This is a genomic window from Pseudobutyrivibrio ruminis HUN009, assembly GCF_000703005.1.
GTDB classification, from domain to species: domain Bacteria; phylum Bacillota; class Clostridia; order Lachnospirales; family Lachnospiraceae; genus Pseudobutyrivibrio; species Pseudobutyrivibrio ruminis_A.
The window spans coordinates 1078509-1105178 of the sequence record NZ_JNLH01000001.1; the positions used below are offsets into that span (position 1 = coordinate 1078509).

Annotated in this window: 24 protein-coding genes and 1 riboswitch; of the genes, 23 read left to right on the plus strand and 1 reads right to left on the minus strand. The window is 39.2% G+C overall.

Annotated elements, in window-relative coordinates:
- Nucleotides 1-7 precede the first annotated feature (7 nt).
- The 9 genes from rpsL to BO15_RS0104850 all read left to right on the plus strand — a co-directional run bounded on the left by rpsL (nt 8) and on the right by BO15_RS0104850 (nt 10121).
- A complete protein-coding gene (gene rpsL / locus BO15_RS0104810) occupies nt 8-427 on the plus strand; it encodes a 30S ribosomal protein S12 (RefSeq protein ID WP_028234583.1) in 420 nt (139 codons plus the stop codon).
- 149 nt (nt 428-576) lie between these two features.
- On the plus strand, nt 577-1047 hold the full coding sequence (rpsG, locus tag BO15_RS0104815; RefSeq protein ID WP_033152875.1) for a 30S ribosomal protein S7: 471 nt from the start codon (nt 577-579) through the stop codon (nt 1045-1047).
- A 15-nt stretch (nt 1048-1062) separates the two neighbouring features.
- A complete protein-coding gene (gene fusA, locus BO15_RS0104820; protein ID WP_033152876.1) occupies nt 1063-3180 on the plus strand; it encodes an elongation factor G in 2118 nt (705 codons plus the stop codon).
- A gap of 108 nt (nt 3181-3288) precedes the next feature.
- Nucleotides 3289-4476, plus strand: coding sequence for an elongation factor Tu (tuf, locus tag BO15_RS0104825; protein ID WP_015548549.1), 1188 nt, complete (start codon nt 3289-3291; stop codon nt 4474-4476).
- A 206-nt stretch (nt 4477-4682) separates the two neighbouring features.
- Nucleotides 4683-5024, plus strand: a complete 342-nt coding sequence (locus tag BO15_RS0104830) for a hypothetical protein (RefSeq protein WP_157752319.1) — start codon at nt 4683-4685, stop codon at nt 5022-5024.
- A 543-nt stretch (nt 5025-5567) separates the two neighbouring features.
- A complete protein-coding gene (locus BO15_RS0104835) occupies nt 5568-7559 on the plus strand; it encodes a methyl-accepting chemotaxis protein (RefSeq protein ID WP_033152878.1) in 1992 nt (663 codons plus the stop codon).
- A 14-nt stretch (nt 7560-7573) separates the two neighbouring features.
- Nucleotides 7574-8557, plus strand: a complete 984-nt coding sequence (locus BO15_RS0104840; protein WP_033152879.1) for a sugar ABC transporter substrate-binding protein — start codon at nt 7574-7576, stop codon at nt 8555-8557.
- 138 nt (nt 8558-8695) lie between these two features.
- Complete coding sequence (locus tag BO15_RS0104845; protein ID WP_033152880.1) at nt 8696-9187, plus strand: GNAT family N-acetyltransferase; 492 nt, start codon at nt 8696-8698, stop codon at nt 9185-9187.
- A gap of 43 nt (nt 9188-9230) precedes the next feature.
- The gene (locus BO15_RS0104850) at nt 9231-10121 is read left to right on the plus strand and encodes a hypothetical protein (RefSeq protein ID WP_033152882.1); all 891 of its coding nucleotides are present in this window, start codon (nt 9231-9233) and stop codon (nt 10119-10121) included.
- A 53-nt stretch (nt 10122-10174) separates the two neighbouring features.
- Here BO15_RS0104850 and sstT read toward each other — a convergent pair whose 3' ends face one another.
- Nucleotides 10175-11428: a serine/threonine transporter SstT gene (gene sstT / locus BO15_RS0104855; RefSeq protein ID WP_033152884.1), complete on the minus strand. Its 1254-nt coding sequence runs from the start codon at nt 11426-11428 to the stop codon at nt 10175-10177.
- A gap of 217 nt (nt 11429-11645) precedes the next feature.
- Here sstT and BO15_RS13080 point away from each other — a divergent pair, with 217 nt between their 5' ends.
- From BO15_RS13080 to BO15_RS0104925, 14 genes are all read left to right on the plus strand, one after another.
- Nucleotides 11646-12503, plus strand: a complete 858-nt coding sequence (locus BO15_RS13080; RefSeq protein ID WP_052169771.1) for a hypothetical protein — start codon at nt 11646-11648, stop codon at nt 12501-12503.
- Nucleotides 12504-12506: 3 nt separating this feature from the next.
- Nucleotides 12507-14450: an ATP-dependent helicase gene (locus BO15_RS0104865; RefSeq protein WP_081828560.1), complete on the plus strand. Its 1944-nt coding sequence runs from the start codon at nt 12507-12509 to the stop codon at nt 14448-14450.
- 17 nt (nt 14451-14467) lie between these two features.
- Entirely contained in the window at nt 14468-16033 is a 1566-nt protein-coding gene (locus tag BO15_RS0104870; protein ID WP_033152886.1) for an ABC-F family ATP-binding cassette domain-containing protein, read from the plus strand.
- A gap of 147 nt (nt 16034-16180) precedes the next feature.
- On the plus strand, nt 16181-17599 hold the full coding sequence (locus tag BO15_RS0104875) for an amino acid permease (protein WP_033152888.1): 1419 nt from the start codon (nt 16181-16183) through the stop codon (nt 17597-17599).
- A 193-nt stretch (nt 17600-17792) separates the two neighbouring features.
- Nucleotides 17793-18533, plus strand: a complete 741-nt coding sequence (locus BO15_RS0104880) for an ABC transporter ATP-binding protein (protein ID WP_033152891.1) — start codon at nt 17793-17795, stop codon at nt 18531-18533.
- On the plus strand, nt 18533-19456 hold the full coding sequence (locus tag BO15_RS0104885; protein ID WP_033152893.1) for a SufB/SufD family protein: 924 nt from the start codon (nt 18533-18535) through the stop codon (nt 19454-19456). The genes BO15_RS0104880 and BO15_RS0104885 overlap by 1 nt, the downstream gene beginning before the upstream one ends.
- A gap of 144 nt (nt 19457-19600) precedes the next feature.
- Nucleotides 19601-19960 carry a hypothetical protein gene (locus BO15_RS0104890; protein ID WP_033152894.1) on the plus strand — a complete coding sequence of 120 codons (360 nt, stop codon included), beginning with the start codon at nt 19601-19603 and terminating at the stop codon, nt 19958-19960.
- Between the two features lie 100 nt (nt 19961-20060).
- Nucleotides 20061-20612 carry a DJ-1 family glyoxalase III gene (locus BO15_RS0104895; protein WP_033152895.1) on the plus strand — a complete coding sequence of 184 codons (552 nt, stop codon included), beginning with the start codon at nt 20061-20063 and terminating at the stop codon, nt 20610-20612.
- 12 nt (nt 20613-20624) lie between these two features.
- Nucleotides 20625-21086, plus strand: a complete 462-nt coding sequence (locus BO15_RS0104900; protein ID WP_033152897.1) for an S-ribosylhomocysteine lyase — start codon at nt 20625-20627, stop codon at nt 21084-21086.
- Nucleotides 21087-21197: 111 nt separating this feature from the next.
- Nucleotides 21198-21884 (plus strand): 5'-methylthioadenosine/adenosylhomocysteine nucleosidase, encoded by a 687-nt coding sequence (locus tag BO15_RS0104905; protein WP_033152898.1) that lies wholly within the window; start codon nt 21198-21200, stop codon nt 21882-21884.
- Between the two features lie 75 nt (nt 21885-21959).
- A riboswitch (THF riboswitch) is annotated at nt 21960-22055 on the plus strand.
- 64 nt (nt 22056-22119) lie between these two features.
- Nucleotides 22120-22638: a folate family ECF transporter S component gene (locus tag BO15_RS0104910; protein WP_033152900.1), complete on the plus strand. Its 519-nt coding sequence runs from the start codon at nt 22120-22122 to the stop codon at nt 22636-22638.
- Complete coding sequence (locus BO15_RS0104915; protein WP_052169772.1) at nt 22638-23924, plus strand: bifunctional folylpolyglutamate synthase/dihydrofolate synthase; 1287 nt, start codon at nt 22638-22640, stop codon at nt 23922-23924. Before BO15_RS0104910 ends, BO15_RS0104915 begins: the two co-directional genes overlap by 1 nt.
- Before the next feature lie 71 nt (nt 23925-23995).
- The gene (locus BO15_RS0104920; protein ID WP_033152902.1) at nt 23996-25678 is read left to right on the plus strand and encodes a phospho-sugar mutase; all 1683 of its coding nucleotides are present in this window, start codon (nt 23996-23998) and stop codon (nt 25676-25678) included.
- 207 nt (nt 25679-25885) lie between these two features.
- Nucleotides 25886-26638, plus strand: coding sequence for a nucleoside/nucleotide kinase family protein (locus BO15_RS0104925; protein ID WP_242843750.1), 753 nt, complete (start codon nt 25886-25888; stop codon nt 26636-26638).
- Nucleotides 26639-26670 lie beyond the last annotated feature (32 nt).

Here is a 26670-nt window from a genome sequence, read left to right on the forward strand (position 1 = left end):
AAAAAGAATGCCAACATTCAACCAGCTAGTTAGAAAAGGTCGTCAGACATCTGTAAAGAAGTCTACAGCACCAGCACTTCAGAGAGGTTATAACTCTCTTAAGAAGAAGCCTACTAACACTTCTTCTCCACAGAAGCGTGGTGTATGTACAGCTGTTAAGACAGCTACACCTAAGAAGCCTAACTCAGCTCTTCGTAAGATTGCCAGAGTTCGTCTTTCAAACGGAATCGAAGTAACTTCATACATTCCAGGCGAAGGTCACAATCTTCAGGAGCATAGCGTTGTTTTGATTCGTGGTGGTCGTGTTAAGGATTTACCTGGTACACGTTATCACGTAATCAGAGGTACTCTTGATACAGCCGGCGTTGCAAACCGCAAGCAGGGACGTTCAAAGTACGGCGCTAAGAGACCTAAGGATGCTAAGTAAAATAGCGTAAAGGCTTAGGAAATTTATTGTATATCACAAAAATTTGGTTAATGTTGTTATTTTTTCTCTATAGAATAAATAATGCATGAACACAAGTAAATTTGTGAGTACCGTTGATCTAACAAATTATAGTTAAGGAGGGAAGTATCGTGCCAAGAAAAGGACATACTCAAAAAAGAGACGTTTTGGCAGATCCTATATACAATAGCAAAGTAGTTACAAAGCTTATCAACAACATCATGCTTGATGGTAAGAAGGGTGTAGCTCAGAAGATTGTATATGGTGCATTTGGCAAAGTCGAGGAAAAGACTGGAAGACCTGCACTTGAGGTTTTCGAGGAAGCTATGAACAACGTTATGCCTGTACTTGAGGTAAAGGCTAGACGTATCGGTGGTGCTACATATCAGGTACCTATCGAAGTAAGACCAGATCGTCGTCAGGCCCTTGGCCTTAGATGGCTCACAATGTTCTCACGTACACGTACTGAGAAGACAATGGAAGAGCGTCTTGCAAACGAGATTATGGATGCAGCTGGAAACACAGGTTCAGCTGTTAAGAGAAAAGAAGAAATGCATAGAATGGCAGAAGCTAATAAGGCATTTGCTCATTACAGATTCTAATAGGAGGGACAAACAGTGGCAGGAAGAGAATATCCACTTGAGCGTACCAGAAATATTGGTATTATGGCTCATATCGATGCCGGAAAGACTACACTTACAGAGCGTATTCTTTACTATACTGGTGTTAACTACAAGATTGGTGATACTCATGAAGGTACTGCAACCATGGACTGGATGGAGCAGGAAGCTGAGAGAGGTATCACAATTACTTCAGCTGCTACAACATGTCACTGGACTGAGCAGGAAAACTGCAAGCCTAAGAAGGGTGCTCTTGAGCACCGTATCAACATCATTGATACACCAGGCCACGTAGACTTTACTGTTGAGGTTGAGCGTTCCCTTCGTGTACTTGATGGCGCCGTTGGTGTCTTCTGTGCAAAGGGTGGCGTTGAGCCACAGTCAGAGAATGTTTGGAGACAGGCTGACACATATAACGTACCAAGAATGGCTTTCATCAATAAGATGGATATCCTTGGTGCAAACTTCTACGGAGCTGTTGATCAGATCCGTGATAGACTTAAGAAGAACGCTATCGTTCTTCAGCTTCCTATCGGTAAGGAAGATGATTTCAAGGGAATTATCGACCTTTTCGAGATGAAAGCATACATCTATAACGATGATAAGGGTGATGATATTTCTATTACAGACATCCCAGCTGATATGGCTGATGATGCTGAGCTTTATCACACAGAGCTCGTTGAGAAAATCTGTGAGTTAGATGATGATCTTATGATGGCTTACCTTGAGGGTGAAGAGCCTTCAGTTGATGAGCTTAAGGCTGCACTTCGTAAGGCAACTTGCGAGTGTAAGGCTATCCCAGTATGCTGTGGATCTGCATATAGAAACAAGGGTGTTCAGAAGCTTCTTGATGCTATCATTGAGTACATGCCAGCTCCTACAGACGTACCAGCTATTCAGGGTACAGACTTAGATGGTAACCCAGTTGAGAAGCACTCATCAGATGATGAGCCATTCGCAGCTTTAGCTTTCAAGATTATGGCTGATCCATTCGTTGGAAAGCTCGCATTTATCCGTGTATACTCAGGTACATTGAACTCAGGTTCATACTGCCTTAACGCTACAAAGGATAAGAAGGAGCGTGTTGGTCGTATTCTTCAGATGCACGCTAACAAGCGTACAGAGTTAGACAAGGTTTATTCTGGCGATATCGCAGCTGTTGTAGGTCTTAAGTTTACAACAACTGGTGATACAATCTGCGATGAGCAGCATCCAGTAATCCTTGAGTCTATGGAATTCCCAGAGCCAGTTATCGAGCTTGCTATCGAGCCTAAGACTAAGGCTGGACAGCAGAAGATGGGCGAAGCTCTTGCAAAGCTTGCTGAAGAGGATCCTACATTCCGTCAGCATACTGATCAGGAGACAGGCCAGACAATCATCGCTGGTATGGGTGAGCTTCACCTTGAGATCATTGTTGATCGTCTTCTTAGAGAGTTCAAGGTTGAGGCTAACGTTGGTGCACCTCAGGTTGCATACAAAGAGACATTTACAAAGGCAGTTGATCAGGAATACAAGTATGCTAAGCAGTCTGGTGGACGTGGTCAGTACGGTCATTGTAAAGTTAGATTTACTCCAATTGATGCTAACGCTGAAGAGACATTCAGATTTAAGTCTTCAGTAGTTGGTGGTGCTATTCCTAAGGAATACATCCCATCTGTTGGTGAGGGTATCGAGGAAGCAGCTAAGGCTGGTATCCTTTGCGGATTCCCTGTTCTTGGTGTAGAAGCAGACGTTTACGATGGTTCTTACCATGAAGTCGATTCATCAGAAATGGCATTCCACATTGCAGGTTCAATGTGCTTCAAGGAAGCTATGGCTAAGGCAGCTCCAGTTCTTCTTGAGCCAATCATGAAGGTTGAAGTAACAATGCCTGAGGAATACATGGGTGATGTAATCGGATCACTTAACGCAAAGCGTGGTCAGATCCAGTCAATGGATGACCTTGGCGGCGGCAAGATTGTTAGAGCACTTGTTCCACTTGCAGAGATGTTCGGATACTCAACAGAGCTTCGTTCATCTACACAGGGACGTGGTAACTACTCAATGTTCTTCGAGAAGTATGAGCCAGTTCCAAAGAACGTTCAGGAGCAGATCATCTCTAACCACGCAAAATAAAACATAAATAGTTGAAAACTCTCAGTATTTTCGATATAATCGAGATACTGAGAGTATAGAACTAACTTTGCCCAAATAGGGGCAGTATATTAAGGAGGATTTTTAAAAATGGCAAAAGAGCATTTTGACAGAACCAAACCACATTGTAACATCGGTACTATCGGACACGTAGATCACGGTAAAACAACTCTTACAGCAGCTATCACAAAGGTACTTGCTGAGCGTGTAGCTGGTAACGCTAAGGTAGATTTCGAGAACATCGATAAGGCTCCAGAAGAGCGTGAAAGAGGTATCACAATTTCTACAGCTCACGTTGAGTATCAGACAGAGAAGAGACATTACGCACACGTTGACTGCCCAGGCCATGCTGATTATGTAAAGAACATGATCACAGGTGCTGCTCAGATGGATGGCGCTATCCTTGTAGTAGCTGCAACTGACGGTGTTATGGCTCAGACAAAGGAGCACATCCTTCTTTCTCGTCAGGTAGGTGTACCTTACATCGTTGTATTCCTTAACAAGTGTGATATGGTTGACGATGAGGAGCTTATCGAGCTCGTAGAGATGGAAGTTACAGAGCAGCTTGAAGAGTATGACTTCAATGATTGCCCAATCATTAAGGGTTCAGCTCTTAAGGCTCTTGAGGATCCAAACGGCGAGTGGGGCGACAAGATCATGGAACTTATGGATACTGTTGATTCTTACATCCCAGATCCACAGCGTGAGACAGATAAGCCATTCCTTATGCCAGTAGAGGACGTATTCACAATCACAGGTCGTGGTACTGTTGCTACAGGTAGAGTAGAGCGTGGTGTTCTTCACCTTAACGACGAACTTGAAATCATCGGTATCAAGGAAGATACACAGAAGACTGTTGTAACTGGTATCGAGATGTTCCGTAAGCTTCTTGATGAGGCTCAGGCTGGTGATAACATCGGTGCACTTCTTCGTGGTGTTAACCGTGACCAGATCCAGCGTGGACAGGTACTTGCTAAGCCAGGTACTGTAACATGCCACACAAAGTTTACAGCTCAGGTTTACGTTCTTACAAAGGATGAAGGTGGTCGTCATACTCCATTCTTCAACAACTATCGTCCACAGTTCTACTTCAGAACAACAGACGTTACAGGTGTTTGCGAGCTTCCAGCAGGTACAGAGATGTGCATGCCTGGCGATAACGTAGAGATGACAATCGAGCTCATCCACCCAATCGCTATGGAGCAGGGTCTTACATTCGCTATCCGTGAGGGTGGTAGAACAGTAGGTTCTGGTCGTGTTGCTACAATCATCGAATAATTTCGAGCGAACAGCCCAACCCAAATTATAAAATTATGCCCTTCGAGGATTTTCCTCGGAGGGCTTTTTTCTTTGTTGAAAATAAAAATGTAATGGGTGATAATAGGTGAAGGGAAAATGTAGAACATAAGAGATTATATAGAAAGATGCATATAATGAAAAAGACAATAATTAGAAAAATTATATATGTTTTTGTATGTCTTTTTTTGTTATGCAATTTTTTCTGTCTTGATAAGGACGGTCTTACCGAGGCAGATGCATTTAGTTATAATGATTCACCATCTATAACTATACATGTGCCTAATGGTGTTCAGATGGAAATCAAGAGTGAAAAGAGTGTTAGTGCTGTAGTAGCAAGTACTATTGCTAAAGCAGTTCAACTGAAAACATTTTCTAATTTTAGATATTTTTTATATATACTCATATTAGTTATATTAGGATGTTCCTATATATTTAAAAGATATAATCTGTTCATATCTGAAGCAACATATCTTAGAACTTTCGTTATCAGATTTATCCACAATAAGGACGGGCGTAAACGTATTTAAAACTTCAACTAGGATTTTAAGCTTATGCAGAAAATGCATAGGTTTATTTTGCGTGCAAAGGAGTTAAAAAATATGTTTGAAAATATTTTAATAGGAGTTTTTGCAGTAATAATATTTGGTGGAGCAGTTGCTGCATGGTGGATTGAAAATGGTCCAGAGAAAAAAGATAAAGATGAAAAGAGGGAAAAATAATGGTTTATATACTAGTAGCAATAATTTCAATTCTTTGTTGGTTTGTATGCGTTGGGATAGCAAGATTTATTGATATGCTTAATAAAAAAAAGGATTGGTATATAAGAATCAGTGAGAAATTAGATGAAGAAAATTAAAAAATTGTAGGCTATATTTAATAATTCAAATTATAAAATTATGCCCTTCGAGGATTTTCCTCGGAGGGCTTTTTTTATTGATAAATATACATATTACATGAAAGATACACAGAAAATTAATAATCTTTTTGTATCATAAAGGCTAGTATCAAGGAATATGCAATGACATTATTAAATATAGTGTGATATATGAATAATTTTGAAGGAGGGTTCAATGGAAGGGCTTAAAAAAACAAAACGAAGAGGTTCCATCAAGTTTAATTTGCTAGTTATTATTATTCCAATAGTAGCAGTTATGATGGTTGGTTTAGTGGCAATCTCGTACCAGATTTCTTCTAATAGTTTAAGAAAAGAAGCTGAAGAATTATTACAGACATCCATTAGAAGTCAGAAAAATGACATTGAGTCATGGATGAAGGATAATTTGGATTCTTTCAAAATTTTTAAAAACACAATAGAAAGTACTACTCCAGATGAGGAAGGTCTAAAACTGATATTGGATGGTACAGTGGGCTATAACAGTACTTTTGCTGATGGATTCTATATTGGAACAAGCGATGGACGTTTAATCACTGGTGCCGGCTCATCAAAGACAGAAAGCAATGTCAGAGAGTCTAATTGGTACAAGGAAGGCTCTACACGAATCAACATGGCATATGGTGAACCATATGTTAATAATGATGGCGTTAATGTAATAAGTGCTACAGGTATGCTTAATTATGGAGAAGGAATTAGTGTACTTGGTGCCGATGTTACATTGGATAAAATCAGCGTTATTGTTAACTCTAATGTTGAGATGGAAAATGCTGAGACATTTCTTGTAGAAGCCACAACTGGAACAATTATCAGTAATAGAGATTCAACAAAGGTTGGCGCAAATATCGCAGACTATAGTTCTGATAAATTCTATAGTGGAGTAGCTGATTCAATTAATTCTGATGATTTATCAACAAAAGAAATCAATGGAAATATGACAGCGTTTTGTGAGGTAAGTGGTACAGATTGGATACTGGTTTCATTTGTTCCTTCAAATATTATTCTTAATGATGTTAGAATGCTTGGAAAGGTCCTGGCAGTAATTGCGATAGTTGGTATTTTAGTTCTGATTGTATTGATTGAAAGAACAGTACATATCTTGATTAATCCTGTAAATAAGCTTTCAGGAGTTATCAATACAATGACAAATGGTGATTTCACCATGGAAGTAGAAGTCAAAGGTAATAACGAAATTACTTCTATGTCAGAGGGAATCAGAGATTTCGCTGGCACTATGCAGGGTCTGATAAGCAAGATTGGAAATATTGCAGTTAATCTTAATAATCAGGCTGATGAAAGTAATTCAGTATCAAGAGAAATGTATGATGCTTCAAAAATGCAGGAAACATCTATGCAGGGCTTGAATGAAACTGTTGATGGATTGGCAAGCTCAATCAATGAAATCGCCAACAGTGCAACAACACTAGCGATGGTTGTAACAGATACTAGAACAAATGGCGAAAGCGTAAGCGAGCAAATGACAGAAACTGTATCTGTAGCAAACAAGGGTCAGAAGGACATGGAAAAAGTCAGTGATGCAATGAGCAATATCATTTCATCAATTAATGACTTGCAGAATGCTATTAACGACGTAGGAACAGCATCTAATGAAATTACAGAAATTGTTAAGTTGATTGGTAGTATCGCAGAGGAGACAAATCTTCTTTCATTAAACGCATCTATTGAAGCAGCCAGAGCGGGTGAAACAGGAAAAGGATTTGCAGTTGTTGCAAACGAGATTGGTAAGCTAGCTCAGACAAGTACAAATTCTGTACAGCAGATTACAGAACTTGTTTACGGAATTGATAATCTTGTAAAGGATGCTGAAAAGAAGGCAGAAGAAAGTGTTAAGAGTATTGATGAGAGTAGTGAATACATCAACAATGCAGTTGATACATTCTCATTAATTTACCAGAATATTCAGCAGACTAATGAAATGGTTGCTGCCATGATAGAGAAAGTAGGTGAAGTAGATGCAGTTGCAACTGATGTAGCAGCAATTTCAGAGGAGCAGGCGGCAAGTGCAGACATAATCCTATCTACATCAGAAGAAATTGTAAAACAGTCATCTAAGCTGACAAGCAACAGTGAGAAGGTTGCTAAGGAATCTGAGATGTTAGCATCAACCTCAGTTGAATTAGACAAACAAGTACACCAGTTTAAGATTTAATGGAGGTAATCGAGATGAGAAAGAAAATATTATCACTAGTTTTATTAGTATCATTATGTATCTCTGGTTGTGGATTATCTTCTTCAAAAGGCAGCTCATCTGGCGGTGGTGGTGTAAAAATACTGTTTACATATTCGCAGGAAGAAGGAAATGCATTTAGAGATACATTAGCTGAGGGGGCACAGGAATATGCAGAAAGTGTAGGTGCCGTAGTAGAGTGTGATTATGCAGAGAATTCTCTGGAGAAGCAGATAGAATCTATTAAGTCGGCCCAAAGCAATGGCTATGATGCAATAATGTGCATAGCAGAGGATGCATCTACCGCTAGACAATTAGAGGCGGCAGCAGGAGATTTACCTATCATTTTCTGTAATAATGCACCTGATGATGCCACTTTAAAAGAGGATAAATATATTTACTGTGCATCAGATGAAGGTGTTGCTGGACAGCTTCAGGCAGAGTATATATTAAATATGTTTTCATCAAAGGATGAAATCAATGTATTATTATTGAAGGGCCTTGATGGACATTCTGCAACAGTAGGAAGAACTAAAACATTAAAGGAAGGCCTTAATGCCAGTGGTAAAAAGATAAACTATGTATTTGAGGACTTTGCAGATTTTGATACAGATACTGCAAGACAATATGTAAACTTTGCAGTAAGCAAAGGCATACAATTTGACATAATAGTTTGCAATAATGATGCCATGGCAAGAGGTGCAATCCAAGCGTGCCAGGATAATAATATTAATCTTAGTGATATGCCAATTTTAGGTGTCGATGCAACACAGGATGGTTGTCAGGCTATTATAGACGGAGAGATGGTATTCACAGTATATCAGCCAGCAGCACCACAGGGAGCTGAGGCAGCAAAGGCGGCAATAGAACTTGCAAATGGCGGATCCATTAGTGACTTTGATTCGATTTCAAGCGATAAATTACATTTGTGGGTTCCATTTGAAAGCGTGGATGCCTCAAATGCAAAAGATTATTTATAAATATTGGGGAAATGCTTGACTATTCAAGGATATAGATGTATACTTCCACAAAATAATAAAGGTGTCTGCTAATAAAGCGGACACCTTTATTTCATATCATTTGATATGGAAAATAATATACAACAGGAGGATACACTTATGGAACTAATTAGAGTACAGGATTCAGACTACAAAAAGACTTACGAATTGTTTATGACATTTGAGGCAGATGAGAATGGTTTCTTGAATCCGGTATATGGCTACAATTATGACAAATTCCTTGAATGGATAGAGATAAAAAGAGATTGGTCCATGGGAAAGAATCTTCCTGAAGGATTTGTGCCAGATACTACATTTGTTTTAGAGGATGAGGATAAGTATGTGGCAATATTCAACCTGAGACATTGTTTGAACGATGCTCTTAGAGAAGGCTCAGGTCACATTGGATATGGTGTAGGAAGAGCATATAGAGGAAAAGGCTATGCTACAAAGGGATTAAAACTTGCTATAAATGAAGCCAGAAAGAAGGATATACAAGAGATTTATTTATCAGTAAACAAGGATAACACTCCAAGTCTTAAAGCACAGCTGGCAAATGGAGCATATATACATCATGAAGATGATACAAAATACTTCACAAGAATAAGCTAAATAAATGATATAATTGCCATAGAAAATCATGTTAGGAGCAAGAATGAAAGCATATTATCATTTACCAGGTTTGTTTGAGTTTTATGAATTTTATAGAGTTCTTTTACCACTCTTCAAAAAGCACAGAGAATATTTTTATGACTGGTGTGAAATAGGTTCAATCTATGGTGCTCCAGCAGATTGCCTGTGGGGCGGAGGCCGCGTTGGATTTGGCGAAGAACAGGCAACTGATGTAATAAAGCTACTCAGGGAATACGGTATATCAGCAAGACTTACATTCAGCAATTCATTAATCCGAGAAGAGCATCTAACAGATAAGCGATGCAACAGGCTGTGTGAGCTATTTGAAAAAACGGGTACTCAAAACGGTATTATCATATACTCCGACTTACTTATGGATTATATAAAGCAAAACTATCCAGAGTATTATTTTGTTTCATCGACAACAAAAGTTCTAACAGATTTTAAGGATTTAGAAGCAGAACTTGATAGAGAAGATTTCAAATATGTAGTTCCGGACTTTCGTTTAAACAAATCACTTGAAAAACTAGGTCAGTTATCCACAATCCAGAAAGATAAGGTGGAATTTTTGTGCAATGAATGTTGCTCATTTGGATGCACAGATAGAAAAGAATGCTATGAGAATGTTAGCCGTAAAAGTCTCGGGGAGGATTGCGAGGATCACATATGTCAATCGCCTCAGGCTAAAAGAGGATACCGATTCTCAGATGCAATGCGAAATCCTGGTTTTATCAGCGTAGAGGATATTCAAAACACATATATGCCAATGGGTTTTTCTAATTTCAAAATAGAAGGACGTAGCCTGGGAAGTGCAATAGTTTTGGAATTCATATTGTACTATATGGTAAAACCGGAATATCAGCTTATAGTCAGAGAAGAAATCTATTTAGACAGTTCATTAGATTTATTCTAAAAGCAAAAAGCTCACCTCATTAAGAGGTGAGCTTTTAATATATCTAGACAGAATTAGATATCAACTTTAGTAGTTCCACCAAGGAATGTAGGAAGAGATTTGCCATCGCGCTTCCACTGTGAGTATTCTGCAGTAGCTGCAAACATTACATCGCCAGAAGAATTAAGGGCAGTCTCAACAGAATCCTGAACTACACCAATGATAAAGCCTACAGCAACAACCTGCATTGCTACATCTGCGTTAACACCGAACAATGAGCAAGCCATTGGTATAAGGAGCAATGAACCACCAGCAACACCGGAAGCACCGCAAGCTGCAAGAGTAGCAATGAATGCAAGGATGAGAGCTGTTGCAAATGATACGTGGATTCCAACAGTATTGGCAGCTGCAAGGGACATAACAGCGATAGTGATAGCTGCGCCGTCCATGTTGATTGTAGCGCCAAGTGGAATTGATACAGCATACATTTCTTTGTCCATGCCAAGTGCTTCGCAAAGCTCCATATTTACAGGAATGTTTGCAGCAGAGCTTCTAGTAAAGAAAGCAGTCACACCTGATTCTTTAAGGCATCTGAATACAAGTGGATAAGGATTTGTGCGAAGTACGATAGCTGCAAGAAGTGGATCAATTACAAGTGCTACAACAAGCATGCATCCAACTAATAGAGCTAAAAGCTTTCCGTAATCAGTAAAGATTGCAAGTCCGTTTGTTGAAACATTTGAATAAACAAGTCCCATGATACCAAATGGAGCAAGATTGATAATCCATTTAACAGCAAGTGAAACGATGTTTGCAAAATCTTCCATTACCTTCTTTGTGTTGTCACTGGCAACTCTCTTAGAAGCAAGACCAAGAACAACAGCCCAGAAAAGGATACCGATATAGCGACCGTCAACAATAGCACCGATAGGATTGCCAACCATGTTTACAAGAAGATTTGAAAGAACTTCACCAACTCCTGTAGGTACAGTTTCTGCTTCAGCAGCTTCACTGAGCATGATTGTCTGAGGAAAAATATAGCTTCCGATAACAGCAACCACTGATGCTAAAAATGTGCTGACCATGTAAAGGATGATAACAAGACCGAATCTTCTATCAAGCTTATCATTTCCTTGAGCGAGGGCAGATACAACAAGTACGAATACAAGTACAGGTGCAACAGCCTTTAATGCTCCAACAAAAATAGTACCTAGAAGTGAAACAACTTGGAGATTATCAAAAAGTAGTCCAAGGACTGCACCTATCAATAATCCGCATAAAATCCTAATAATAAGACTTACGCTATTATACGCTTTTACTAGTTTCATATAAGAACTCCCTATTAGTTTATTTACCTTATACCAAGGCATTTATTAAGTGATATTTTAACGCTTTAACTTGTTAAAGTAAATAGAGTATAAAAATATATAGCATAAATTGAATTATTTCTAACAATAAGTAACATTTAAAAATAGGTAGAGGTTTGGTAAAATTTAAAATGTTTTAAACGTAATATGAGATATTTGTAAATAATGGAGGCTGATTATGAGTTACGCAGAATATGTAAAGCATTATTTTACATTACCAGATTGTATTATTTTCTTTGTATTAGCATTGGTATTATTAGCAGTTGTTTACGCTGCATTTTATATTTACTCAAAGGGCCGCTTCAAAAATCCTCGCAAGCTGCAACATGAGTTTTTCTCTTTGACAGAAAGATTCTATGAGCTGATTTTTTCAGGCGGAAGCATAATAGGATTTATGGCGGCATATTATCTTATTAATCGCTTTGTGACAGCGGGAGCTTTTTATCAGTTCTGGAGCGATTATAAGGATTATCTTTTGCTGGTATTTATGATAATATCCATATTGGTCAACACATTTTTTGACCATATATTAGTTCCTTTAAAGCGACTTGATAGAGATGAAATGGCATCCATCAGACTTACAGGCATGCTGTATATGATTCTCATCTTTTGTTATATCAAGTTTATATATGAAGATAACAATTATGATATGTTTATCACTTATTTCCTTACACTTATGATAGGTCGATTTGTTTATTTTGATGCAAGCTTTAAGGATTTCCTTCATTGTATTAAGCAGGCAGCGGCAAACATTCCTATTATGATTATGGGATTGACTTACCTTGGTATTCTATGTTTATATGGATATTCCACATCATATTTATTAAAACATAACGGAGTAATCACAAATATCTTCTTTTGCCATTTGTATATTGTAGTGGCAATATTTGTTTTGCATTTCATTCCAGAGATTTACTTTAAGAAAAAGGAAAAGGAAAGAGGCAATAGACCAAAGAAAAAGAAACGTCCAAGACCATCAGATGTAGATGAGGACGTTGAATTAGAAGAAATAGATATAGAAATTTTAGATTTGTAATTTATGCAGGAAAAAGATTTTTTTGAAAAGTACATATCAAGGCTGAATTCACAGCAACAGGAAGCAGTGCAGACCGTAGAAGGCCCTGTGCTGCTTCTTGCTGTGCCAGGAAGTGGAAAGACCACAGTTCTGGTAAATAGATTGGGATATATGATTTATTGCAAGGACATTGCACCGGAAAATATCTTAACACTTACTTACACGGTGGCAGCCACAAAGGATATGTCTGAAAGATTCGTTAGTATATTTGGACCGGAGCTTGCTGACCGATTGGAGTTTAGAACCATCAATGGCATATGTGCAAAGATAATTGCATATTATGGTCGAATGATTGGAAAAGACCCATTTGAATTGTGCACAGATGAAAAGTTTACAGGGCAGCTACTGACAAACATATATGTAAACGTTGTGGGAGAATATCCAACAGACAGTGATATCAAAGGAGTTAGAACCCTTATCACATATTGTAAAAATATGTACCTTTCTGATGAGGAGATTAAGAAGCTTGGCAAGGATGAGGGCATCGATTTAATAAAGATTTATAAGACCTACAATAATGAACTTAAGCAGCGCAATATGATGGACTATGATGACCAGATGATGTACGCCTATAGAATGCTTAAAAGCTCGTCAGTGGTTCTTAATCATTTTCAGGAAATCTACAAGTATATATGCGTAGATGAGGCTCAGGATACATCCAAAATCCAGCATATGATTATTGCTCTTTTGGCAGGCGCTAAGGGCAATCTTTTCATGGTAGGTGATGAGGATCAAAGTATCTATGGATTTAGAGCAGCCTATCCTGATGCCTTGCTCAATTTTGAAAATCAGCATCCAGGCGCAAAGGTCCTTGTGATGGATAAAAATTATCGTTCGAATGCAAGAATCGTAGAGGCTGCTGACATATTTATCCAGCACAACAAAGACAGACATAAAAAGCATATCTGTGCTACAAAAGCAGCATCAACAGATATTGAGTTTGTAAAGCTTGGACGTGAGAAGCAGTATTCATATCTGCTAAGCTTGGCAAAAGATGTAAATAGAAAGACTGCTGTTTTATATAGAGATAATGAAAGCGTTTTGCCACTAGTAGACCTGTTGGAAAGGGAAGGCGTGCCATACAACATTAAAAATGCAGATATGGCCTTCTTCACAAACAGAGTGGTTATAGACATAGTGAACATGCTTCGCTTTGCATTTGTACCGATGGATGAAGAAATATTTATGAAGATTTATTTCAAATTCCAGACATACCTGAGCAAGAAGGATGCAATTGAAATGTGTCAGCTTGCAGAGAGAAATCACTCAGGAATACTTGATGCAGCAGAGCTTATAAATCTTAATGGACATGTGCTTGGAAATTGCAGATCTCTCAGGACTCATTTTAAGAACATGGCCAGTGAGAACCCATACAAGGCCATAAATAGAATAGAAAAGTTTATGGGTTACGGGGAATATCTCATTTCAAACAATATAGATAACAACAAAGTCTTTATATTAAAGATGCTAGCAAAGCAGGAAAAGGATATTCCATCATTCTTAAACAGGTTGAATGAACTTAGAATGCTACTGCAGGAAAAGCAATATACTCCTGGGGCAAAATTTATTCTTTCCACCATTCATTCAAGCAAAGGATTGGAATATGAGAATGTCATTTTAATAGATGCAATAAACGGAGTATTTCCTAATAAGGTCATTAGGTCAAACTCTAGGGCAACAGTTCAAGACAAGAAAAATTTTGAAGAAGAACGTAGAATCTTTTATGTAGGAATAACAAGAGCAAAAGAGAAGCTTACAATCTTCAAATATACTGACAAGCAATCAGTATTTATAAATGAGCTGAGGCCACAAAAAGAAGAAACAATAAAGGCAGAGGTAAAAGCGCCAGCAGGTTCTTATACGGCAGCCACCTCATCATATTTAAGTAGAATGCGTAAACAGAGTTAGAGATAGAAAGGTTTTTTATGAGTATTTTAAACGTTGAACATTTATCCCATGGGTTTGGAGATAGAGCTATTTTTGAAGATGTTTCCTTTAGATTATTAAAAGGCGAGCATATCGGTCTTGTTGGAGCGAACGGTGAAGGTAAGTCTACATTCATGAACATCATCACAGGAAAGCTTCAGCCTGATGAGGGAAAAATCGAATGGTCGAAGAAGGTTCGTGTTGGATATTTGGACCAGCATACAGTTCTTGAAAAGGGCATGACAATTGGAAGCGTACTTCACTCTGCTTTCGATTTCCTTTATGAGATGGAACAGGAGATGAATGATATCTACGCTAGCCTTGGTGATGTTACTGACGATGACGAAATGAATAAGCGCATGAAAGAGGCAGGAACTATCGCTGATCTTCTTACAATGCATGATTTTTACATGATTGATTCAAAGGTTGAAGAAGTAGCACGTGCACTTGGCGTATTAGAGCTTGGCCTGGATAAAGATGTTACGGAGCTTTCAGGCGGACAGCGTACAAAGGTACTTATGGCAAAGCTCCTTTTGGAGAAGCCTGATATCCTTCTTTTGGATGAGCCTACAAACTATTTGGATGTGGAACACATTGAGTGGCTTAAGAGATATTTGAATGACTATGAGAATGCGTTTATTCTTATCTCACACGATGTGCCATTCCTTAACTCAGTAATCAATCTTATTTACCATATGGATAACAAGCAGCTCAACAGATATGTTGGTGATTATGATAAGTTCCAGGAAGTTTATGCTATGAAGCAAAGTCAGCTTCAGGCAGCTTATAATCGTCAGCAAAAGGAAATAGCAGAGCTTAAGGATTTCGTTGCAAGAAATAAAGCAAATGTTGCCACAAGAAATATGGCTATGTCACGTCAGAAGAAGCTTGATAAGATGGACGTAATTGAGCTTGCAGCAGAAAAGCCAAAGCCAGAATTCTATTTCAAAGAGGCGAGAACACCTAGCCGTGTAATCTTCTCTACAAAGGATTTGATTATTGGTTATGACAAAAATGAGCCACTATCAAAGCCGCTGAATTTGGAAATGCAGCGCAAGCAAAAGATTGTACTTACTGGTGCAAATGGTATTGGAAAGACTACTCTCTTAAAAAGTATTCTTGGTCTTATTCCACCTCTCTCAGGAACAGTTTATCAGGGAGAGTTTTTGGAAATCGGATATTTTGAGCAGGAGATGGATCAGCATATTTCAACAACATGTATTGAGGAAATATGGAATGAATTCCCATCTTACAATCAAAATGAAGTTCGTTCTGCATTGGCAAAATGCGGCCTTACAACAAAGCATATTGAAAGCTTGTGTAGAGTGCTTTCCGGAGGAGAGCAGGCAAAGGTTCGTCTTTGCAAACTGTTAAATCGTGAGACAAATCTTCTTCTTTTGGACGAGCCTACAAACCATTTGGATGTGGATGCCAAGGATGAGTTAAAGCGTGCCCTGAAGGAATACAATGGAAGTATCCTTATGGTATGTCACGAGCCAGAGTTTTACGAAGGTCTTGCTACAGACGTTTGGGATTGCAGTCAGTGGACTACAAAAACTATATAATTACAATTTAATAAACAGGTGAGTTGTTTAAAGTGTTAAAGCAAATTGTCTGAATATTTAATTCCTGATTTAATTCTTTAAAGAGATGCTGTATAATACTAATATTCGCTTTAAACCGATAAAGAAAAAAGGGAGGACATTTAATTAATGGATTCAAAAAAAATCAAGTGGTCTACACTTGCGTTTATGGCGTTTTCTACTGTATGGGGATTCGGAAACGTTTTAAACGGATTTATCTACTTTAACGGCATCCAGAGCATCTTTAGCTGGATTCTTATGTTTGCACTCTACTTCGTGCCATACGCACTTATGGTAGGTGAGCTTGGTTCAGCATTCAAGACATCAGGCGGAGGTGTCAGCTCATGGATTTTCGGAACAACTGGAGCAAAGGCAGCTTACTATGCTGGTTGGACATACTGGGCTTGCCACATTACTTACATCGCTTCTAAGTCATCAGGTGGCTTAAAGGCTCTTAGCTGGGCAATCTTCAGAAATGGTGAAACTTATGATAGCTTCCCAACACTTGCAGTTCAGCTTGTAACATTCGCTATTTTGATTTTATTCTGCTACGTAGCATCTCGTGGTCTTAACCCACTTAAGAAGCTTGCTACAATCGCAGGTACATCAATGTTTGTTATGTCTATTCTTTACATCATCATGATGTTTGCAGCACCTGCAATCAATCCTCATGCTGATTATGTATCAATGGAATTTACAAGACAGACACTTATTCCACAGTTTAATGTTAAGTACTTCACATCACTTTCAATCCTTGTATTTGCAGTAGGTGGATGTGAAAAGATTTCCCCATATGTTAACAAGGTAGAGAACCCTTCAAAGGGATTCCCTAAGGCTATGATTACACTTGCTATCATGGTTATGGTATGTGCTATTCTTGGTACTATCGCAATGGGAATGATGTTTGACCCAGCTGAGATCAATGCAAACTTTGATGCATACAATTCAAACGGTTCTTACTGGGCATTCCAGAAGCTTGGTCAGTACTATCATGTTGGAAATTCAATCATGATTATATATGCACTTTGCAATGCTATCGGTCAGCTTTCAACACTTGTTATTTCAATTGATGCTCCACTTCGTATGCTTCTTGATAATGAGGATGCTAGAGAGTTCATCCCATCTAAGCTTCTCAAGAAGAACGATGCAGGTGCTTATGTAAATGGTATCAAGATGGTTGCAGTTCTTTCAGGTGCCATCATCCTTATCCAGTCATTCGTTCCTGGTGCAGCAGTAGTTCTTAAGCAGCTTACAAAGCTTAACTCAGTATGTATGCCACTTCGTTACCTTTGGGTATTCTTCGCATACATCATGCTTCGTAAGGCTGGCGAGAAATTCAATCCTGAATACAAGTTTGTTAAGAATCAGGGCGTAGCTATCTTTGCAGGATGCTGGTGCTTCTTCGTAACAGCAGCTAGCTGCTTACTTGGTATGTATGTTGAGGGTGATTTATTCAACACATTCCTTAACATCCTTACACCAATTGTTCTTGCAGCACTTGGCGTAATCTTACCAATGATTGCAAAAAAAGAAAAAGCGAACAATTAATTAGTCAATGAAAAATGTTGGGCTACTGAGAATGTTTCTCAGTAGCCCTTTATTAATAAATTTTTAATAAAAAATCGGAGCAAAACGTGGTAATATAATAAAGCTCGATTAATTTTGTACAATCGAATTAGTTGTGCCTAACTGCTACTGGCATAGTGGTTAGGGAGAGTTTTATAGAGTTAGGAGTAGAAATATGCTAGAAATCAAAAACCTGTGTTACAAGGTTGAAGATGAGGGTGACACTACCAAAGAAATCATTGATAATCTTAATCTCACAGTAGAGGATGGAAAGTTTATCGTCATCACAGGACCAAACGGTGGCGGTAAGTCAACACTTGCAAAGCTTATTATGGGTGTAAATGAACTTACATCAGGACAGATTATTCTTGATGGCGAGGACATTTCACAGAAGAATATTACAGAAAGAGCAAAGCTTGGAATTAGTTTTGCATTCCAGGCACCTGTTCATTTCAAAGGAATTAGAGTAATTGATTTATTGCGTCTTGCAGCAGGAGAGAATATTTCAGTTGCAGCAGCTTGTGAATATCTATCTCGCGTGGGCCTTTGTGCAAAGGATTACGTTGAGCGTGAGGTAAATGGTTCACTTTCAGGTGGAGAGCTTAAGCGTATCGAAATCGCTACAGTTCTTGCACGTGGTACAAAGCTTTCAATTTTCGATGAGCCAGAGGCTGGTATCGATTTATGGAGTTTCCAGAACCTTATCAAGGTTTTCGAGAACATGCGTAAAACAATCAATGGCACAATCATTGTTATTTCTCATCAGGAACGTATCTTAAACATCGCTGATGAAATCGTAGTTATCGAAAACGGTAAGGTTAAGAAGCAGGGACCAAAGGATGAAATCCTTCCTGAACTTTTAGGTACATCATCAGCAGCAAATATGGCTTGCGAAAAGTTAGGAGGTGACCAGTAATGGCTTTAGATGCAATTCAAAAGAACATTTTACATGAGGTCGCTGATTTAGATGGCATTCCACAGGGCGCATATAATATCCGTGCAAACGGTACAAGCGCCGGCAGAAATACAACAGCAAATATCGACATCGTTACAAAAGAAGATAAGCCAGGTATTGATATCATCATCAAGCCAGGTACAAAGGGCGAAAGCGTTCACATTCCTGTAGTTCTTACAGAGAGTGGACTTAAGGATATGGTATACAACGATTTCTATGTTGGAGAGGGAGCTGATGTTACTATCGTAGCAGGCTGCGGTATTTCCAACTGCGGAGATCAGGACTCACAGCACGATGGTATTCACACATTCCACGTTGGCAAAAATGCTAAGGTTAAATACGTTGAAAAGCACTATGGCGAAGGTGATGGAAATGGTGCTAGAATCCTTAATCCAGTTACAACTGTTTACCAGGAAGAAGGTAGCTATGTAGAAATGGAAATGGTTCAGATTAAGGGCGTTGATTCAACAGTTCGAAAAAACTATGCTGAGCTTGCAGATGGCGCTACACTTCTTATTCATGAGGCTCTTATGACACATGGAAAGCAGCAGGCTACATCTGACTATAAGGTTGTTCTTAACGGTGAAAACTCTAGTGCAGATGTTGTTTCTCGTTCTGTTGCAAAGGATGAGTCTGAGCAGATTTTTGAAGTAGCAATCGAAGGTAACACAGCTTGTAACGGACATGCTGCCTGTGATGCTATCATCATGGGAAATGCACACGTAGTAGCTATTCCACGTCTTGATGCAAAGAATGTGGATGCAGCACTTATCCATGAGGCAGCCATCGGAAAGATTGCTGGCGACCAGCTTATTAAGCTTATGTCACTAGGACTTACAGAAGAAGAGGCAGAAGAACAAATTGTGGCAGGATTCCTTAGATAAAAGCGGAAAGTAGATACTTCCGGCTACATATTTTGGCATCATGTGTATCAATGAATTCTCTGTGATTTTACTTTATAAAGATTGTGATTTTCGGTTTTGAAAAATCCAGTAGTGGTATTATGAAAAAGCACGGAGGAAATGAGTATGGCGATTTCACCAATTATGGGAATAGGTTCATATAGCAGTATATCGTATGTTCAACCGATGAATTATGCGGTTGATAACGATGCAGATTTTTCAGATGTTTACAATACTGAGTCTACCAAGCAAAGTGGAGTAGTGAATGGGGCATCTCCTGTCCAGTACCCAGATGCACAGATTCAGGATGTCGATGAGTCTGCTATTCAAATTGATTCGCTGGAGAGACAGCAGAAAACACTTCAGGTTTCAAACGATTATAACAACATAGCAATGCAGTTCTCATCAAACAATACTAGCTACAGTATGAAAGGTGTAGGCGCTAGCTATGGAATGGCGGGAAGTCGATTTGATGCATACGCATAAATTTAATATTATATAGATGATAAAAGAAGCCGAGAAATTCGGCTTCTTTTGTGTTATCATAGTTTTTAGTTGATATGATAATAGTAGGGAGGTAAAGGATATGAGCAAAGTTCTTATATTTATGGCAGAAGGCCACGAGGAAATAGAAGCACTTACAGTTGTTGATATTCTGAGACGTGCTGATATTGAAATTGAGATGGTTTCTATCACAGGCAACAAAAAGGTCCCTGGCGCTCATGGCATCACAACATACTGTGATAAGCTGATAGAAAATACTGACTTTGAAAGTGCAGATATGATAGTGCTTCCAGGCGGAATGCCAGGCACATTAAATCTTGGGCTCTGCGAGCCTCTCATGGATCAGATACATGGATTTAACACATCAAAGAAGGGACTTGCTGCTATTTGCGCAGCACCAACAGTATTTGGAAAGGCAGGCCTACTTCAGGGAAAGAAAGCTACATGCTATCCAGGAATGGAAGGGGATTTGCTGGGAGCAAATGTTTCAACAGACAGTGTTTGCCATGATGGCCATATTATTACCAGCCGTGGTATGGGCACAGCTATCCCATTTGCACTTGAAATTGTGAAGACATTCAAGGGTGAAGAAGTAGCAAACAAATTAGCAAAGGCTATTGTATATAATAATTAAACGAGGTTTAAAATGGAAAAAATTAAAAGCTTTACAATTAACCATAATGTACTTACTCCAGGATTCTACATTTCACGTGTAGATGATGGAGATATAATCACATACGATTTACGTACTCGTAAGCCAAACGCAGGTGATTATATGGATAATGCGACTATGCATTCGGTAGAGCATATGATTGCAACATATATGCGTAACTCAGAAATCGCAGACCATGTAATTTACTTTGGACCTATGGGATGCCAGACTGGATTCTACCTTGTGATCAAGGGCGTAGATCCTAAAAAGACATTCGAGGTAGTAAAGAAAGTATTCAAACAGACAGTAGACCACGAAGGAGATGTATTCGGAAAGAGCGCAATTGAGTGTGGACACTATGAGAACCTGGATATCCAGCTCGCTAAAACAGAGTGCCAGCGTTACTTGGACGTTCTTAATTCATGGTCAAATATGGAATTCACTTATCCAGATTAAGATAGGAAGTAATACACAAGCTCTTAGATTTCTCAAACGAGACATGTAGTCGAGCGGAGAAATACTAAGGCTTGTGTATGTAACTTCCGAGAAATAAACTAGGAGGATTATATGAAATTAGGAATTATCGGTGCTATGCAGATTGAGATTGAGAATCTCAAGCCAAGCATTAAGAATCAAAAAACATCAACAATCAGTGGTGTAAATTTTATTGAGGGTGAAGTTAATGGTGTGCCAGTTGTTGCAGCAGTTAGTGGAATCGGTAAGGTATTCGCTGCTATTTGTACAGAGATTATGGTGCTTCATTTTGGAGTAGACCATGTAATCAATATCGGTGTGGCAGGTTCACTTGTACCTACACTTAAGGTACTTGATGTGGCAGTTGCAGAGTCAGCTGTTCAGCATGATATGAACACAACAGCAGTAGGTGATCCACTAGGACTTATCTCTGGTATCAATGTAATTAACTTTGAAGCAGATGCCGATCTTAGAAAGAATGTTACAGATGTACTTTCTGCAAGAGGCATCAATTACGAGGTTGGTGTTATTGCTTCAGGAGATTTATTTGTAGATACAAACAAGCAGCGTGAGACAATCAGAAACAGATTCGATGCAATTGCAGCAGATATGGAAGGCGCAAGCATTGCTCAAACATGCTATGTAAATAAAGTTCCATTTACACTTATCCGTTCTATTTCAGATGCAGATGGAAGTGCAATGGATTACAACACATTTGCAGGTAAGGCTGCAGAGCAATCAATTGCAATCGTTTTGGATGTAATTGAGAAACTCAAATAAAGGAGATTTTTTCTGTAATAGGTATTGCTATTTATGTGGAATACACATATAATCTAGGCAACTATTAACAAGAAATGCAGAGTAGACTGTAAAGCGTTAAGTGCCGTTTGCACAGGGAGTTGGCAGATGGACGAAGGATTATCCGCGGTTTTATGGTCGCATCCCGCTGCTACATACGAGGTTACATACACCTTCATTGTAGACAAAAGGAGACTGCAAAGGAGGTGTATTTTTTATGAAGAAATTAACTAACACAAAAACACTTACAGCTGCAGCCATGTTATCAGCCCTTGGAATTGTACTGGGATTTTTCAAAATACCAATCAATCAGCTGATAGAAATCAGATTTGGCGCTTTGCCAATTGAGATGGCAGGTCAGCTCTTTGGACCAGCTGTAGCAGGAGTTGTAGGAGGAATCACAGATATCGGTGGCTACCTAGTTAAGCCAACAGGTCCATTCTTCCCAGGATTCACATTTAGCAGTATCGTTGGCGGTATTATCTTTGGACTAATGCTACACAACAAAAAGATTACATTTGCAAGAGTGTTGGCAACTCAGGTTGTTTACACTATAGTAGTTGGAATAATATTAAACAGCTACTGGCTGGACGTTTTATATTTTCAGAACGGTTATTTTGCAACAATCATGGCACGACTTCCAAAGGAACTTATCATGATTCCTATTATGTCAGTGATTTATTATTCAATCGTCAAAGCATTTGGCAGAACAAGAATAGGAGAGTTCGCAAGATAATGAAGGAATATAATTATTCTCAGGCAATAGACTTTTTCAAAAACATGCCCCATTTCATTCCACCCAAGGGTGGAGGAGCCAAGAAAGATTATTTCTCTTTAGATGCAGAATTAATGCTTTTGGAAAAACTAGACAAGCCTCAGGATAAATTGAAATATGTTCATATAGCTGGAACAAATGGCAAAGGTTCCACGACATCATATTTAGCGAGTATTTTAAATGAGGCATCCGTTGTTACGGGTGCCTTTACTTCGCCATTTTTGTATAGATATAACGAAATGTTTAAAGTAAACGGTGAGGATATTTCGGATGCTGATTTTGCTGAGGTGTTTTCAGAGGTAAAGCCAGCCTACGATGAACTTGCAGCAGATGGAGTCTTTGTTAGCGAATACGAATTTCTGACTGTTATGGCATTTATCTATTTTCTGAAAAAGAGCTGTGAGATTGTGCTCTTAGAAGTAAGTATGGGTGGCAGAATGGATACCACAAATGTAATCCCTGCACCACTTGTATCTATTATCACTCCTATCAGCTACGACCATATGACTATACTTGGAAATACGCTAACGGAAATAGCTACTGAAAAAGCTGGAATCATAAAGCCTGGTACAGCAGTTGTAAGTGCTACCCAAGAGAGGGAAGTTCAGCTGGTATTAAGAGATACTTGTAAGTCGAAGGATAATGTTCCAATAGAGTTTGTGGAGCCTGCAAAGATTTTATCAAGAGATATTCATGGTCAGAGATTTGCTACCTCGGATGGAAGTCAATATGAAACCATGATGCTTGGCACATATCAGGTAGATAATGCAGCAGTGGCCATTGCAGCAGCAAGAAAGCTTACGGAGAAGGGATATCATATTACTGAGGAGTCCATAAGAAAAGGAATCGTAAATACGAAGTGGTTTGGCCGCTTTACATTGCTATCAGATAATCCTCCAGTGATTATTGATGGTGGACATAACAGGCAGGGAGCGAAGGTTTTATTGGAATCCCTTGAAGCATATTTCCCTGGTGAAAAGGTTACTTTTGTACTAGGAATCCTTGCTGATAAAGAAGTGGATGTGATAATAGATACACTGGCTCCAATTATGAAGAAGTGCTACACAGTGGCGGTGCCAAACCCAAGGACTATGGAGCCACAGCTGCTTGCTGACATGATACAGGAAAGAGGAATTGCAGCTGAGCCTTTGGATTCAAAAAGTTCTATTGAAGATATAAAAAAAGAATCAGAGGTAGTATGTCTAGCAGGTTCTTTATATCTAATCTCCCTATTTGATAAAGCCTAAGGTTAGGTTGACACCACTAACCGGAAAACTTAAAATTATAACAGTTAAGGACATATGGAGGAGAAATAATTATGTACAATGATGAATATAAGCGTTGGCTTGCAGCTGATCTTGATGATCCAGATTTAAAGCCAGAATTATTAAAGATTGAGGGTAATGACGAAGAAATCAAAGACAGATTTGCAGTAGCACTTGCCTTTGGTACAGCAGGACTTCGTGGTGTACTTGGCGCAGGTACAAACCGTATGAACGTTTATGTTGTTCGCCAGGCTACACAGGGACTTGCAAACTGGGTTAAGACTCAGGGTGGCAACCAGACAGTAGCTATCAGCTATGACAGCCGTATCAAGAGTGATGTTTTTGCAAAGACTGCAGCAGGTGTTCTTGCAGCTAATGGTATTAATGTTCGTATTTACGATGCACTTATGCCAGTTCCAGCACTTTCATTTGCTACACGTTACTACAAATGCAACGCAGGTATTATGGTTACAGCATCTCATAACCCTGCTAAATATAACGGTTACAAGGCATACGGTCCAGACGGATGCCAGATGACAGACGATGCAGCAGCTATCGTTTATGCAGAGATTCAAAAGACAGATATTCTTAATGGCGTTAAATACATGTCATTTGCAGAGGGTGTTGAAAAAGGACTTATCAAGTTCGTTGGTGATGACTGCAAGGATGCTTTCTATGCAGCAATCGAAGATAGACAGGTTCGTCCAGGCCTTTGCAAGACAGCTGGCCTCAAGCTTGTTTACAGCCCACTTAATGGCTCAGGCTTAGTTCCAGTTACACGTGTACTTAACGATATCGGTATCACAGATATCACAATCGTTCCAGAGCAGGAGTATCCAAATGGATACTTCACTACTTGCAGCTATCCAAACCCAGAAATCTTTGAAGCACTTGAGCTTGGTCTTGAGCTTGCAAAGAAAGAGGGCGCAGATTTAATGCTTGCTACTGACCCTGATGCAGACCGTGTTGGTATTGCTATGAAGTGCCCAGATGGAAGCTATGAGCTTGTTTCTGGTAATGAAGTTGGTGTACTTCTTCTTGACTACATTGCAGCAGGACGTATCGAAAAGGGCACAATGCCAAAGAACCCTGTAGCAGTTAAGTCTATTGTTTCAACACCACTTGCTGATGCAGTTGCAGAGCACTATGGTGTAGAGCTTCGCTCAGTTCTTACAGGCTTCAAGTGGATTGGTGATCAGATTGCTGGTCTTGAGGCTGATGGAGAAGTAGATAGATTTATCTTCGGATTCGAGGAGTCATACGGATACCTTGCAGGTCCTTATGTTCGTGATAAGGATGCAGTTATCGGTTCAATGCTTATCTGCGAAATGGCTGCTTACTACCGCAGCATCGGAAGCTCTATCAAGCAGCGTCTTGAGGAGATTTATGCTGAGTATGGTCGTTACCTCAACAAGGTAGATTCGTTTGAGTTCCCAGGCCTTTCAGGTATGGACACAATGGCTGGTATTATGACATCACTTCGTGAGAATCCACCAAAGGATATCGCAGGTATCGCTGTTACAAAGGTTACAGATTACAAGAACACAGCAGAGACAGGACTTCCTTCTTCAAATGTTCTTATCTACGGCCTTGAGAATGGATGCACAGTTGTTGTACGCCCTTCAGGTACAGAGCCAAAGATTAAGACTTACTTCACAACAAAAGGAAAAGATCTCGCTGAAGCACAGGCAATGAAAGACAAGCTTGCTGAAGCTTTAAAACCAATATTTAAGTAATTCTAAAGACTTCGAAAGTTCCAAGTTACGGCTACAAGCCTAATGAATACGAAAGTTCAAGTTACGACTACAAGCCTACTATTTCTACGTTCGACAGGACGTCTCTCTTAAGAAATAGTAGAGCTTGATGTCTACTTGAACTTTCTTACTTTGAGAGACAACGGAGCTTGATGCCTACTTGGGCTTTCTTACTCTTTGAAAAATAAAATGGGAGATTCAACATCTATGAATTATTCAGCTACGATCAACGGTTATGCGGTTGAGGCGTATTACAGTGAAGATAATGTCAACGAGATTTTTGTGCCGCTGCTACGAAAGCTTACGGTTATGCAGCAGGAGAAGGGGCGGAGGATACTTGTGATGCTTGCAGCGCCTCCAGGGGCGGGTAAGAGTACGCTTCTTGATTTTCTGGAGTATTTGTCTAAGAATACAGATGGGGTGAAGGAAATCCAGACAATTGGAATGGATGGATTTCATCATTATCAGGACTACTTACTTAGTCATGAAACTGTCAGAGATGGAAAGACGATCAAGATGGTGGAAATCAAGGGTGCACCAATTACCTTTGATTTGGATGCGCTTTCAAATCGCGTACAGTTAGTAGCAAGTGGCGCAAAATGTGGTTGGCCAATCTATGATAGAAATCTCCACAATCCAGTAGAGGACACAATCCAGATTGACTCGGACATAGTGCTTCTGGAGGGCAATTATCTGCTTTTGGATGAAGATGGTTGGAAGGATATTTCAAGTATGGCAGACTACACTATTTTCATTTCAGCAGATGAAGATATGCTTCGTGGTAGACTGGTGGAGCGCAAAGCCAAGAATACTCCAATAGAGGATGCAAGGAAGTTCGTAGAATACTCAGATATGCGCAATGCTCTAGAGGTTTTACATCATTCAAAGAAAGCAGATTTGAATCTAGAAATACTAGAAAACAACGAGTATAGAGTAATTTAATAATTGATTTTTAGCTCATCCCAATGAAGAGG